The sequence below is a fragment of the Bradyrhizobium sp. BRP23 genome (genome assembly GCF_020194135.1).
In the GTDB taxonomy this organism is placed as follows: Bacteria; Pseudomonadota; Alphaproteobacteria; order Rhizobiales; family Xanthobacteraceae; genus Bradyrhizobium; species Bradyrhizobium yuanmingense.
Window position 1 is genome coordinate 12,377 of record NZ_JADYVW010000014.1, and the last position, 13,402, is coordinate 25,778.

At 66.6% G+C, this 13,402-nt stretch carries 12 protein-coding genes; 6 read left to right on the forward strand and 6 right to left on the reverse strand.

Features of this window, described 5'->3' with window-relative positions; genetic code table 11:
- Positions 1-286: 286 nt before the first annotated feature.
- Together msrB and I6F24_RS29630 are read right to left on the reverse strand one after the other, a co-directional pair.
- Positions 287-793, reverse strand: coding sequence for a peptide-methionine (R)-S-oxide reductase MsrB (msrB, locus tag I6F24_RS29625; protein ID WP_225114199.1), 507 nt, complete (start codon positions 791-793; stop codon positions 287-289).
- 87 nt (positions 794-880) lie between these two features.
- Positions 881-2,338 (reverse strand): FAD-binding oxidoreductase, encoded by a 1,458-nt coding sequence (locus I6F24_RS29630; protein WP_225150670.1) that lies wholly within the window; start codon positions 2,336-2,338, stop codon positions 881-883.
- A gap of 93 nt (positions 2,339-2,431) precedes the next feature.
- On the opposite strand from I6F24_RS29630, the gene I6F24_RS29635 reads away from it, so the two are divergent.
- Both I6F24_RS29635 and I6F24_RS29640 read left to right on the forward strand, forming a co-directional pair.
- The gene (locus I6F24_RS29635) at positions 2,432-2,968 is read left to right on the forward strand and encodes a histidine phosphatase family protein (RefSeq protein ID WP_036015636.1); all 537 of its coding nucleotides are present in this window, start codon (positions 2,432-2,434) and stop codon (positions 2,966-2,968) included.
- 55 nt (positions 2,969-3,023) lie between these two features.
- Entirely contained in the window at positions 3,024-3,449 is a 426-nt protein-coding gene (locus I6F24_RS29640; RefSeq protein ID WP_225114197.1) for a universal stress protein, read from the forward strand.
- 259 nt (positions 3,450-3,708) lie between these two features.
- Here the strand turns inward: I6F24_RS29640 and I6F24_RS29645 are convergent, their stop codons facing one another.
- Positions 3,709-3,945, reverse strand: a complete 237-nt coding sequence (locus tag I6F24_RS29645) for a DUF1127 domain-containing protein (RefSeq protein WP_036015631.1) — start codon at positions 3,943-3,945, stop codon at positions 3,709-3,711.
- A gap of 186 nt (positions 3,946-4,131) precedes the next feature.
- Here I6F24_RS29645 and I6F24_RS29650 point away from each other — a divergent pair, with 186 nt between their 5' ends.
- Positions 4,132-5,475 (forward strand): PLP-dependent aminotransferase family protein, encoded by a 1,344-nt coding sequence (locus tag I6F24_RS29650; RefSeq protein ID WP_036030188.1) that lies wholly within the window; start codon positions 4,132-4,134, stop codon positions 5,473-5,475.
- A gap of 59 nt (positions 5,476-5,534) precedes the next feature.
- On the opposite strand, the gene I6F24_RS29655 is transcribed toward I6F24_RS29650, so the two are convergent.
- Entirely contained in the window at positions 5,535-6,116 is a 582-nt protein-coding gene (locus I6F24_RS29655) for a hypothetical protein (RefSeq protein ID WP_036015625.1), read from the reverse strand.
- 76 nt (positions 6,117-6,192) lie between these two features.
- Between I6F24_RS29655 and I6F24_RS29660 the strand changes: the two genes are divergently transcribed.
- On the forward strand, positions 6,193-6,627 hold the full coding sequence (locus tag I6F24_RS29660; protein WP_036015623.1) for a hypothetical protein: 435 nt from the start codon (positions 6,193-6,195) through the stop codon (positions 6,625-6,627).
- 4 nt (positions 6,628-6,631) lie between these two features.
- Here I6F24_RS29660 and I6F24_RS29665 read toward each other — a convergent pair whose 3' ends face one another.
- Both I6F24_RS29665 and I6F24_RS29670 read right to left on the reverse strand, forming a co-directional pair.
- Entirely contained in the window at positions 6,632-9,031 is a 2,400-nt protein-coding gene (locus tag I6F24_RS29665; protein ID WP_036030191.1) for an EAL domain-containing protein, read from the reverse strand.
- A 213-nt stretch (positions 9,032-9,244) separates the two neighbouring features.
- The gene (locus I6F24_RS29670; RefSeq protein WP_036015620.1) at positions 9,245-9,751 is read right to left on the reverse strand and encodes a ferritin-like domain-containing protein; all 507 of its coding nucleotides are present in this window, start codon (positions 9,749-9,751) and stop codon (positions 9,245-9,247) included.
- A 429-nt stretch (positions 9,752-10,180) separates the two neighbouring features.
- On the opposite strand from I6F24_RS29670, the gene I6F24_RS29675 reads away from it, so the two are divergent.
- Together I6F24_RS29675 and I6F24_RS29680 are read left to right on the forward strand one after the other, a co-directional pair.
- The gene (locus tag I6F24_RS29675) at positions 10,181-11,263 is read left to right on the forward strand and encodes a YbhN family protein (protein ID WP_036030193.1); all 1,083 of its coding nucleotides are present in this window, start codon (positions 10,181-10,183) and stop codon (positions 11,261-11,263) included.
- Between the two features lie 134 nt (positions 11,264-11,397).
- Entirely contained in the window at positions 11,398-13,344 is a 1,947-nt protein-coding gene (locus I6F24_RS29680) for a hypothetical protein (protein ID WP_036030196.1), read from the forward strand.
- Positions 13,345-13,402: the final 58 nt, after the last annotated feature.

Consider the following 13,402-nt stretch of genomic DNA (forward strand, 5'->3'; position numbering starts at 1 on the left):
GTCTCCAAATCCGATCTCGGCGGCCGGTCGACCATGGCCGCAATCGGAAAGAGACGTCGCAAGGCCTATGCCAATACGGATATCTTCAGGAAATCAATGACTTAATGAAAAAGCCCCGGTCTGACGACCGGGGCACATTTGCCGGGACCGGCAACAATTGCCGGGGCATCCTGTCGTTAGAGGGCGGTGCGAAGCATCGAATCCAAGTGCGCAATTGCGCACCTGAGAACCTCGAGATTCCCGGTTCGGCCCTGCGGACCGCCCCGGAATGACAGGGAGAAAGATCCTACGACGCCGCCGCGGGGTGGAAGACCAAGCCGAAACCGTCGATGCAATAGCGCAATCCGGTTGGCTTCGGGCCGTCGTCGAAGACATGGCCGAGATGGCCGCCGCAGCGCCGGCAATGCACCTCGGTGCGGACCATGCCGTAGCTGCGGTCCTCGGTCTTGCCGACATTGCCTTCGATCGGCGCATAGAAGCTCGGCCAGCCCGTGCCGCTCTCGAACTTGGTCTCCGACGTAAACAGCGGCAGGTCGCAGCCGGCGCAGGCGAAGATGCCCTTGCGCTTCTCCTTCAAGAGCGGGCTGGAGCCGGGCCGCTCGGTGCCGTGATTGCGCAGGATCTCATATTGCTGCGGCGTGAGCTGAGCCCGCCATTCGGCTTCCGTCTTCGTGATCTCGAACTTTTGCGCGGCCTTCTCGCCGGCCTCGGCAGGTGTTCCTCTCAGCCAGCGCAAGGCCGAAAGGCCGAACAGGCCGGCGACAGTCGTGAGCAGGATGCGGCGGTCAAGCATGTCATTCTCCGTGCGCGGGAAGTCCACGCCCTGAGATACGGGCTTCTGCCGGCCGAAGTTACACGTCGGAGCGGAATTTCGCTCAACTTATTGCGAGACGCGATCCTCGTGCACGACCGGTTCCGCAGCGCCGACCGCGGCTTTCAGCGGTGGCGCCGGTCGGGGTCGCACGCCGGGCGGCGCTCGGCGCGGACCGGTGCCGGCGGCGCGGTTGGCTTCGGCGAGGCGGGCCTCGCGTTGCCTGTCCTTGACCCTCGCGCGCTCGCGATAGCGGGCGAGCGCACCTGCGGCGGCGGAGCTCGCCCTGCCCCAGATCCCGACCAGCTGGCCGGCGACGCGCCCCGTGGCGCCGCCCGCCCAGACCAGTTCGAACGGCGAGAACAGCTTCCAGCGCTCATCGCCCCGCAAAATGCTGCGCGCGATCATCTGTCCGGCCATGGCGGAGGTGTTCATGCCCTGGCGACCGAACCCGCTCGCCACCCACAAGCCTTTGCGCAGCTGGCCGATCTGCGGCATGCCGTGCACGGTCTGGCCGGTGGCGCCGCCGAAGATGTCGGTGATCTCGACATTGCCGAGCTCGGGAAAGATCGTCCGGATCCGCCGCTTGATGGCGCCGGCGAAGCGCTGCGGACGCGCGGCCCAGGTGGTCTCAGGGCTCTCCCACATCAGCCGGTCGCCGTCGACAAGCCGGAAATGATCGACACCGTCGGAATCCATCACCGATCCCTTGAAGGCGATGATCTCGTGCAGGCGCTCGCCGAGCGGCGCGGTCACGCCGGCATAGCGCCAGACCGGCAGCAACGTCTCCGACAGGCGCTTGGAGGGGGCGCCGAGATGAATGTTGCCGGCGAGCACGATGTGGCTCGCCCGCAGCCGCGCCGAGGGCGTGACGATGCGCTTGCGGATGCCGGAATGATCGATGCTGACGACCGGCGTGTCCTCGAAGATGCGGGCGCCTGCCCGCCGTGCCAGCGCCGAAAGGCCGTGCACGTATTTCCGGCCGTCGACCTGGAACGCTTTCGGATAATACACGCCGTGGAAGTAATGATCGGACTTGAGCGCCTCGCGCACGCGGTCGACCTGCCAGCCTTCGACCTCGGTATCGAAATCCTCGTTCAGCATCTGCAGCCGGCTGATCAGCCGGTCGCCGGCATCGACATTGGAGACCTCCAGCACGCCGTCGCTGAGGCCGATCCCCGGCATGCTCTCTTCGCTGGCGTTGGCCCGGACGAACTCGGCGCCCTGCTTCGACAGGGTCCACAATTCGCGGGCGTCCTCCAAGCCGATGCGCTCGATCAGGTCCGTGAGCGGCAGCGCAAAGCCCGGCATCACGGTGCCGAGCTGGTTTCCGGAGGCGTTCCAGCCAATATGCCGGCCCTCGAGCACCGCGACACTGGCCCCGAGCCGGGCCGCCTCCAGCGCCACGGTAAGCCCGGCCAAGCCCGCCCCGATCACACAAATGTCGGCATCGAGATCGAACGACAGCCGCACGCGGTCGCGAAAGCCGGCTTCTTCCTGGGACACGCTTGTGAAAGTCTCGCTCATGCAGTTTTCTTAGAGGACTGTGCGGGCCCTTGTCACCTTGTCCTCAACCGGCGCCTGTAGATTATCCTGGACGTGGAACGATTCGAGAATGCCATGCGCCGTTTGATGCTGCTGCGTCACGCCAAGACCGAGACCGACGCACCGAGCGGCCGTGACCAGGACCGCCGGCTCGACGACCGCGGCCACAAGGATGCCGCGCGGATGGGAGACTGGATCGCGGCCCATCCGCCCTTCCCCGATACCGTATTGGTCTCCCACGCCGTGCGGGCCCGTCAGACCTGGGACATCGCCTGGGAGGCGATGAAGGACCGCGTCCCGGCGCCGCAGGTCGAGGTCCTGCCGGAACTCTATGGCGCCGATCCCGCGCAGATCCTGGACACCATTCGCACCGCAACCGCCCCGGCCGATCCGAAGCGGCTGCTGCTGATCGGCCACAATCCCGGCATGCACGAGGTCGCGCTCATGCTGATCGGCGGCGGCGATCCCGATGGCGCCAAGACCCTCGGCGACAACCTGCCCACAGCGGGGCTTGCGATCTTCGACTTTGACGTCAAGGATTGGGATGACGTGGCCTACCGCCGCGGCAAGCTGGTGCTGTTCGTCAGCCCCAAGCTGCTTCGATCGGGCTAGACGCGCGGGCGCCGTCTCGACCGGTTGGTTCAGCCTGGTTCACAGGGAGGCGCAGATGTTCAAGTCCATCCTCGTGCCCATCGACCTCGCCGACACCGATCTCGCCAAGCCGGCGATCGCGACCGCGGCGACTTTGTCGCAGACCTGGAGCGGCACCGTGCGCCTGCTCAACGTGCTGCCGATGACGCCGGTGATGCTGGCCGAGTACGTCCCGGCCGATTTCGACGAGCAGCAGCGCCAGACCTCGGAAGAGGCCCTCGCCATCGTCGCCCGCGAATCCGGCATCGAGCCGTCCCGCATCTCCAGCGTGGTGCGCCAGGGCGGCATCTATCACGAGATTCTAGAGGAGGCCGTGCACATCAAGGCCGATCTGATCGTGATGACCTCGCACCGCCCGGCGATGCGCACCTACTTCCTCGGCTCCAACGCCGGCCACGTCGTGCGCTACGCCAAGTGCTCGGTGCTGGTGGTGAGGCATTGAAGGGCAGCAGACTCCGTCATTGCGAGCGAAGCGAAGCAATCCAGAGTCTTTCCGCGGCAACAGCCTGGATTGCTTCGCTGCGCTCGCAATGACGTAGAGGCAGCTGCGTGCCACACTCGCGCTTCCGTGCCCCGGACGCTGCGCAGCACGAAGTGATGCGCTGCAGAGCCGAGGCCCATGCGTCAGCGAGTGCGATCCGCTGGATCCCGGCTCTGCGCAGCAGTGTTTCACGCTGCAGCGCGTCCGGGACACGCGAGTATCACAGATACCGCGACAGCTCGGTCTTGAACTGTCCGTACACGGCATCCTCGATCTGGCTGCGCGTGATGCCGATGTCGCGCAGGGCGCGGTCGTCGAGCTCGTTCAGGGTCTTGACGGCGGAGCGGCGCTCCAGGCGGTCGAACAGCGCGGTGAGGCGCAGGGCTAGGGCACTGAAAAATCCGCCCGATGAGGATGGGCGTAAGGTCCGCCCGGCAGTTTGCGAGATCGTGGTCATTCTTCTTCTCCGGCCTATCGTCCCGCGCGGCGAAGCAGGTGCCGTTGGCGCGGACGCTTGCGGGCGCCTGCACCTCATTTGCCGTCGGATTGCTCTCGCTCTCCTCGGCGCAATCGCGGAACTTGATGGAACTTAAATGCTCCAGTACACTCCTCGGAGCAAGCAAAACATTGCTCTCGGTGCAATATGTCCAAGTTCGAGTACGTGAAGCTCGCCGATGCCATTGCGGCCGATATCACTAACGGCACGTTAAGGCCCGGCGACCGGCTGCCGCCGCAGCGCAATTTTGCCTATGACCGCGGCATCGCGGTCTCGACCGCGAGCCGGGTTTATACGGAATTGCTCCGCCGCGGCCTCGTGGTCGGCGAGGTCGGGCGCGGCACGTTCATCTCCGGCGACGTCAGGCGTGAAGTCGAGACCATGCGCGAGCCGGCCGACGCGCGCATCAATCTCGAGGTCAATTACCCGCTATTGCCGCAGCAATGGGCGATGATCGCCAAGAGCCTCGCGGGGCTCGAGCGCATCGACGCGCTGGAATCCGCGCTGCGCGTTTCGACCAGCACCGGCACCAAGAGCGCCCGCGTTGCCGCCGCTGCCTATCTCGCACGCAAGGATTTTTCGCCGCAGCCCGAGCAGATCTTCTTCACCGCCAACGGCAAGCAATCGCTCGCGGCCGCGCTTGCCGCGCTGGTGCCCACCGGCGGCCGCTGCGGCGTCGAGGCGCTGACCTATCCCTACGTCAAGAGCATCGCCGCGCGGCTCGGTGTGACGCTGGTCCCGATCCCCATGGACGAGTTCGGCGCGCGGCCCGACGCCATCCAGAAGGCCCATCGCGAGGCGCATCTGTCGGCGCTGTATCTGCAGCCCATCATCCAGAACCCGCTCGGCGTCACCATGAACGCGACGCGGCGCGCCGACATCATGCGCGTCGCCGAGAAGCTCGATCTCACCATCATCGAGGACGCCGTCTACGGCTTCCTCGCCGACGACACGCCACTGGCGGCGCTCGGGCCCCACCGCTGCATCGTGCTCGACAGCCTGTCCAAGAAGGTCGCACCGGGGCTCGCGCTCGGCATCCTCGTCGCGCCGCCGCATCTGCGCGAGAATGTAATGAGCGCGGTGCGGACCGGCGGCTGGATCGCCTCCGGCCATGCGCTCGCGGCCGGGCAGCGGCTGATGGCCGACGGCACCGTCGCCGAGCTGACCCGGCTGAAACGCATCGATGCCGCGCGCCGACAGCAGACCGCCGCACGGCTGCTTTCCGGCTACCAGCTCGCCGCCGATCCGCGCTCGTATCATCTCTGGCTGACGCTGCCACCGCACTGGCGCTCGCAGACCTTCGTCGCCGCAGCAGCAAGGCGCGGCATCGCGCTGACGCCGTCCTCGACCTTCGCGATCGCGCACGGTCATGCGCCGAACGCGGTGCGGCTCGCGCTCGCCCCGCCCTCGCCCGAGCAGCTCGATTCCGGCCTGCGCACCATCGTCTCGCTGCTCGGCACCAAGGAGGACGATTTCGACTCGACCGAGTAGAGCTCTCATCTGACGCGTTTTCTTCACGCGAACCGGACCCCACTTCGCTCGCAAACGCTTTAGGGCAGCAGGGCCTTCGGCACGCGATCGAAACTGTAGCTCTGCGGCCGGTTGCGCCGCACGAAGCCGCCGACCTGCCAGGCGAACAGCGCGGCGAAGCCGAGGATGAACAGCACGCCCGCGAGCTCGCCGGTCAGAAGCGCGCGGATCAACAGCCCCGCCATTGCCACAGCGAGCACGGCCAGGAACGCCAGCACCGCCGCATAGGTTTTGCGGCCGAGGCCCGCGGTCAATTCGGCGCGGCTGCCGGCTTTGGCCATCCGCGCATGCAGCTCGATCAGGAAATCGCGAAAACCGTTGTCCTGCGGCGCCATCAGCGCCGCGGTCTGCCAGCTCGTCGACAGGATCGCGATGCGGCCGCCGCCGGTGCGGCTGATATCGGCGCGGAAGCGGTGCTGCTGCATCGACACCGGGCGGAACGACAGCCGGATCGCCGAAATCTCGTCATAGCGCCACAGGCCGGAGCGGCCGGCGATGTGCCAGGACAGCCCCTGCTCCGTCAGCTCGAAGCGATGCGCCGAGCCGATCAACGAGGCCTTGTAGGCATAGCTCGTGGTCGAACCCGCTTCCGCTCCCGGCATGTCGTCAACGAACCCATGGGCGATCGCTTGGGCGATCGGCTTGCGCGATCGCCCCCGGCCATCCTACAAGCGAGACATGGCTGAGACGACCTTTTTTCCGCGCCGCCTGATTCTCGGCGCCGCGATGATCTCCGGTGTGTTGCTGGCGCTCGCGGTGCACATGCTGGGCGCGCGCTACGGTCTCGATCTCGGCCGCCTCTGGCGCTCCGACACGCATGAGTTCATTCCGGCGGGCGCCGCCATCGCCTGGTGGCTGATCGCCACCGTCGGCTTCTCCGGCGGCTATTTCACGGCGAGCCTGATGCAGAGCGCCGTCTCCGGACAGATCCCGCAGCGGATGCGGCAATTCCTGATCGCGGTCGGCGTGCTGCTGCTTGCGGGAGCGGGTCAGGCGGCGTCGGCGCCGAGCCCGATCCCGACCGTCTCGGGCGTGCTCGCCGGGCTTGCCGCCCTGTGTCTCGGCGCCGTGATGGCGTTCTGCGGCGCGCATTTCGCGCTGCGCCGAAGCTGACCTCTCAAGCCGACGCGCGCAGCCGCGGCCGTTCCAACATGATCGCGACATCCGAGGCGGGCCGCGGCTTGCTGAACAGATAGCCTTGCGCCTGGGTGCAGCCCTCGCGCCGGAGCAGCTCGAGCTGCGCGTCGTTCTCGACGCCCTCTGCCGTGGTGACGATGCCGAGGCTGCGGCCGAGGCCGGTCACGGCGCGAATGATCGCCATGGAATCCTCGCGCGTCGCCAGCTCCGACACGAAGGAGCGGTCGATCTTGATCTTGTCGAACGGGAAGCTGCGCAGATAACTCAGCGACGAATAGCCGGTGCCGAAATCGTCGAGCGAGATCCGCACGCCCATGGCACGCAGCTCGTGCAAGGTCGTCAGCGTCGCCTCGCTGTTCTGGAGCAGGACGGATTCGGTGATCTCGAGCTCGAGACGGCGCGCACCGAGTCCCGATATGGCCAACGCCTCTGTCACCGCCGCGATCAGGTTCGGGCTCTTGAACTGCACCGGCGACAAATTGACGGCGACGTCGACATCGTCGGGCCAGGTGGACGCGTCGGCACAGGCGGAGCGCAGCACGAACTCACCAAGCTGAACGATGAGCCCGGTCTCCTCGGCCAGCGGGATGAAGCTGATCGGCGCGATCAGCCCGCGTTGCGGATGGTTCCAGCGCAGCAGCGCCTCGAAGGCGACGACGCGACCGCTGGCGACCTCGCGGATCGGCTGGTAATAGACCTCAAACTCGTCGCGTTGCAGCGCCGCGCGCAGATCCATTTCCAGAAGGCGCCGCGCCTGCGCACGCGCATCCATGCCGGTCTCGAAGAAGCGGTAGGTGCCGCGGCCATCCGCCTTGGCGCGATAGAGCGCAAGATCCGCGTTCTTGAGCAGCTCGTCCGGATTGCTGCCGTCCTGCGGCGACAGCGAGATGCCGATCGAGACGCCGATCACGATCTGATGGTCGTCGATCTGGTAAGGCGCCGAGATCACCTCGACGAGGCGTCCGGCAAGCGATCGCGCGGCGATCTCCTCGGAGCGTCCGATCTGGACCACCGCGAACTCGTCGCCGCCGAGCCGCGCCACGGTGTCCTGTTCGCCGACGGTGGCCTCGAGCCTGCGGCCGACCTCCTTGAGCAGCGCATCGCCAATGGGATGGCCGAGGGAGTCGTTGATGTCCTTGAAGTGATCGAGATCGAGGCAAAGCACCGCGAGCTGGTCGCCCGACTTGGTCTGGCGCAGTCCCTGCTCGAGCTGTTCGTGGAACAGCACGCGGTTCGGCAGGCTGGTCAGCGCGTCATGTCGCGCCATGTGCGAGATCTTGGCCTGCGCCTCCAGCCATTCGGTGATGTCCTCGAAGGTCGCGACCCAGCCGCCGCCCTGCATCGGCTGGTTGACGACCCGGATGGAGCGGCCGAACCGGTTGACGACGTCGGTCGTGGTGCGGCCCTCGCGCGCGTCGGCGACGAGGCGGGCGAAGAATTCATCGGCGTCGCCCTGCCATTGGCCCTTCGCCTGCTCTTCCCTGAGCACGTCGACCAGCAAGCGGCCGGCGAGCGGCACGTCGGTTCGACGGAGCATCGCGGCATAGCGCTCGTTGAACAGGATGATCTTGCCTTCCGCGTCGAACATGCACAGCCCCTGCGACATGTTCTCCAGCGCGCTGTCGAGCACGATCTGCTGGCGGCCCAGTTCGCCCTTGGCGCGGCGGTCGAGCAGCGCGGCCACGAGCGCAATCGCGATGATCGCGACGGCGGCGCCGGCAGTCAGGAACGACAGCGAGGCCGGCGGGACCGAGAGCCCGCTGATCGCGATCGTCGGGTCCGGCGTCAGCAGCACCGCGCCCATCGCGGTGAAATGATGGGCAACGATCGCGAGCGTCAACAGAGCAGTCGCGCTCAGCGCATGCCGAATGCCGTCACCTCGCGCGGCGACGAACAGCGCGAGCGCTGCGAAGACGATTCCGAACAGCACCGAGGCGGCAACCGTGCTCCCGATCCAATCCAGCCGTGCCGGCATCTCCAGCGCCGCCATGCCGGTGTAATGCATCGCCGCGACACCAAGGCCGACGATGGCGCCGCCGACGACGATCCACACCGGGCGCGAGGACGCCACGGCGATGCTCAGGCCCACGAAGGTCAAGGAGATCGCAAGCATCAGCGACAGAATTGTCACCGGGATGTTGTAGGCGCCGGCGCTCCCGGGGCCATAGGCCAGCATCGCGATGAAATGCGTCGCCCAGATGCCGCATCCGCTCACGGCCGCATCCAGGGCGATCCAGGCCAGGCGCCCGGCTCCGTGCGTCGCGCGTGCGCGCTGAAACAGGCTGATCGCCGCGGCGCTGGCGAGCAGGCACACCGCGCCCCCAAGGGCCACCAGTCGCCAGTCATGCTCGTCGGTGAGACAGTAGAGAACTTGATACATTGCCGGCCCCTATCGACCCGCACTTGAGCCGACAGTGGTGGACGATCGGTAACCGGCTACAAACCTGCTCCGGACGTGGTGAATGGAAGATGAGCGAGTTCGCTCACATTGCTGATCCTGGCGACGGCGCACCGAAGCAGCACCACGGCAGCGGGAAGCGAACAAGCACAAGCGCCGCGCGGACCGTCGCGCGGCGCTCGTAGTTTCCTCTACTCAGCTCGCCGCGCGCAGATTCACCTTGCTCTCGGCGAGTGTCGTCAGCTTCTGGTCGGTCGCCTTCTCCTCCTCGAGCGTCTTGGCGAGCACCGCCGCACAATCGTTGCGGCCGAGCTGCTTGGCCCAGGCGATCAGGCTGCCGTAGCGGACGATCTCGTAATGCTCCGCGGCCTGCGCCGCATTGATCAGGGCCGCGTCGAGCACCGCCTTGTCGGCGACTTCGCCGGCGGTCTCGTCGGCTTCCTCGATGATGCCATCGATCGCCGGGCAGTCGACCGCCTTCACGGGGACGCCGTGCATCTTGAAGACCTCCTCGAGCCGCGCAACGTGCTGCTTGGTTTCCTCGAGGTGCGTCAAAAAGCCCTGTTTCAGCTGCGGATCAGTGGCCTTGGTCGCCATCTTCGGCAGCGCCTTGGTGAGCTGCTGCTCGGCGTAATAGATGTCCTGGAGCTGATGTACGAACAGGTCGTTCATGGTCTTGATGTCTTTTGTGAACAGTCCCATCGTTCCGATCCTCTCGGGTCTTGGGAACACGGAGGCGCCGGCTTGCACGAAAAAGCCGCGTATTCCGCCATGTTCGATTGCTGATGGAGGCTAACGACCACGCGGCATCGACGTTCCAAAAACGCCGATACGGCTCTGCGTTGGAACAATGCGGACGGCGCCGGGATCTGAGATCGTATCGGCACGGTGAGCGCGCGGATGGAGCCTGGTTTCGCGACTCATATGCTTAACGCGCCGCCGATATGAACCGCGTATGACAAAGTTGCCCGCCGAACGCAGAACCTATTGTTGTCAAGGGCTGCACAAGCCGCTGATTTTGCCTTAAATGAGCTGGATCATGCCTAGCGATCGATGCCTGCCTTTGGCCGTGATCGCACCCGACCGGCCAATGTCTGGCCCGGTCGGTCTTGCCCCCCGCCGGGAGGATGAATGCACGGACTGCTGCCCGCGTTGAAACGCGGCTTCAATAGATGGATCGGCTGGCGACGGCTCGGCGTCGCCGCGAGCATCTTCATCATCGCGTTTGCGATCACGACGCTGGTGCGGACGCTCAAGGGCATCGATACCGGGGTCATCCTGACCGCGTTGACGGAGATTCCCCGCGGCAACATCGGGCTGGCGGCGATCTGCGTCTTCTTCGCGTTCTGTACGCTGACCTTCTACGACTATTTTGCGCTGCGAACGATCGGCAAGAAGCACGTGCCCTATCGCATCGCGGCGCTGTCCAGCTTCACGTCCTATTCGATCGGGCACAACATCGGCGCCACGGTCTTCACCGGCGGCGCGATCCGTTTCCGGATCTATTCGGACTACGGCCTGAACGCGATCGACGTCGCGAAGATCTGCTTCCTGTCCGGCCTGACCTTCTGGCTCGGTAACATCTTCGTGCTCTCGATCGGCATGGCCATCCATCCGGACGCGGCCTCCTCGATGGATCAGCTGCCCTCCTCGCTCAACCGGTTGATCGCCCTAGGCGGTCTCGCATCGATCGGCGCGTATCTGGTCTGGCTCTGCATGGGCGAGAAGCGCCGTGAGCTCGGCCAGAAGGGCTGGAAGGTGGTGCTGCCATCGGCGCCGCTGACCTTGGTGCAGATCCTGATCGGCGTCGTCGATCTCGGCTTCTGCGCCACGGCAATGTACCTCTTGATGCCGGCCAACCCGCCGATCGACTTCATGTCGCTCGCGGTCGTGTTCATCCTGGCGACCCTGATCGGCTTTGCCAGCCACGCGCCGGGCTCGATCGGCGTGTTCGATGCCGCCATGCTCGTGGCGCTGCCCCAGTTCGGCCGCGAGGAGCTTCTGGCCACGCTGCTGGTGTTCCGTATTCTCTATTTCGTGATCCCGTTCGGCCTTGCCATCTCCATCATGGGCACGCGCGAGCTTTGGACGAATGTGGTCGCGCCGTGGCAGGAGCGGCGGCGGCTGGCGGAAGCCTGCGCGCAGGCCAACCTGCCCAAGGAGGTGACGCCGATGGAGCGCGAACGGCTGCTGCGGCAGGCCGGCAAGCGCTGAGCCGCCCAAGGCGCCGCCGGCAATCAAGCCGCCGCCGGCAATCAAGGCCCCTCGGAATCATCAGGCAAAGGTTGCGGGCAGGCGCACAATCCTCTCTTATTTCCGCCTCAACTTTGCCGTTGAAGACGCGGGCCATGATTTCCGTATTCCTTCGCACCCTCTCGGCCGGCGCCGTGCTGCTTGCCGGCATCCTTGCTTTGCCCGAGCGCGCCGCCGCGCAGGACGCCGGCACCATGCAGATCAGCTGGGAGGTGCGTAACCGCTTCCGGCTCTTCCGCGAGGAGCGCGACTTCCTGCTCCATGTCGAGAACGCGCGTAACCGCAGCATTCTAGCCGCCGAACAGTCCCTCGAGCTCCAGAGCGAGGGCCGCGGCTGGGCCCGCAACATGGTCAACCGGCTCTGCATCGACCTGCAGGGCCGGGTCAACCAGCCCTGCACCCGCGACAACGTCAAAGAGAACTACATCACGCCGATCGACCATCCCGTGACGGTGCGCCTGACCGGCGCGGTGCCGGTCGGCGCCACCTGCGCCTGGTCGTTCGATGACGGCGATGGCCCGCAGAGCTCGACCTTCGACTGCGCCGAGCCGATCAATTTGCGTGTCCGCTACGGCAAGCCGACGGTTACGACCGTCGATGTCTCGGCCGGCTCCGATCCGACCCAGCGGATCCAGACCGAGATCCAGGTCCGCGACATCTTCATCGCAGGTCTCGGTGACAGCATCGCCTCCGGCGAAGGCAATCCGGACCGGCCGCTGGCGCTGTCGGACGAAGGCTTCTGCTTCCGCTCCTATCTCGGCACCGCCGGCGCGCAGTACTACCGGCCGAGCCGCCACGGCTTCAAGGGCGGCCGCGCCTGCGAGGCGCCGGATACGCTCGCCAACTGGCAGCGCTACAGCGCGCTCTGGTTCAATGCGCCGTGCCATCGATCGCTCTACAGCTATCAGGCGCGCACCGCGCTGGCGCTCGCGGTGCGCTACACCCACATCGCCGTGACCTTCCTGCCGCTCGCCTGCACCGGCGCGAGCATCGGCGACGGGCTGCTCGGCTCGCAGCGCGCCCGCGAATGCCCGCCCGGCAAGACCGGCGTCTGCAACACCAGCGTGAATGCGCAGGTCGCCGAGCTGCGGGAAGCCGTCACCGCGGCGAAGAAGCGCCAGCCCGATCGCACGCTCGATCTCGTGCTGCTCTCGGTCGGTGCCAACGACGTCTATTTCTCCGGCCTCGTCGCCGACGTCATCGTCGAAACCGCGACCGAGCGCGCGCTGTTCCGCCGCTCCGGCGTGTTGGCGAGCGTCGACGATTCCCGCGATGCGCTCCAGCGCGAGCTGCCGCAGAATTTCGTCAAGCTGCGCGAGGCGCTGAAGCCGCTGGTCGGCGGCGACCTCTCGCACGTGGTCTATGTCTCCTATGCCAACCCTGCGCTCGCCGACGGCGGCGCGCCCTGCCGCGGCGGCCGGGCCGGCTTCGACATCCACCCGTCCTTCAATGCCGATCCGCAGCGCCTTTCCCGCGTCTCCGCCTTCGTCGACAGCGAATTCCTGCCGCAGCTGAAGGGGCTCGCCACCTGCACCCGCGGTGCGCTGTGCCGCGATCCCGAAGCCGACCGCATGACCTTCGTCGATGCGCACCAGGCCGCGTTCGCCGAGCACGGCTTCTGCGCCCGTTCCGGCAACGATCCCGAATTCGACCGCAGCTGCTTTGCCGCGAACGGCCAGAGCTTCGATCCCGACATCGTCAGCGCGGCGAGCCAGCCGATGCTGTGCGGCCGCGGCGCCTCGGAGTACCGCGCCTACCTGCCCCGCGCGCGCTGGGTCCGCGACGCCAATGACAGCTATTTCGCCGCGATGACCTATCCGCAGGGCCTGCCGGCGGCGAGCCAGCCGACCGACATCCACGATGCGACCTGGGGCGTGCTCTCCGCCGTCTATGGCGGCGCGGTGCATCCGAGCGCCGAGGGCCATGCCGCGATGGCCGATGCGGCGCTGCCGGCGGCGAGCGCCGTGCTCGGCCTCGACGCCGTGCCGCCGAACGTGACGCGCGGACTGCTGCCGCAGTTGCTGCCCAGCGCGCAGCAATAGCGCGCGCTGTCTCCACACACTCACCGTCATCGCCAGGCTTGACCGGGCGATCCAGTAC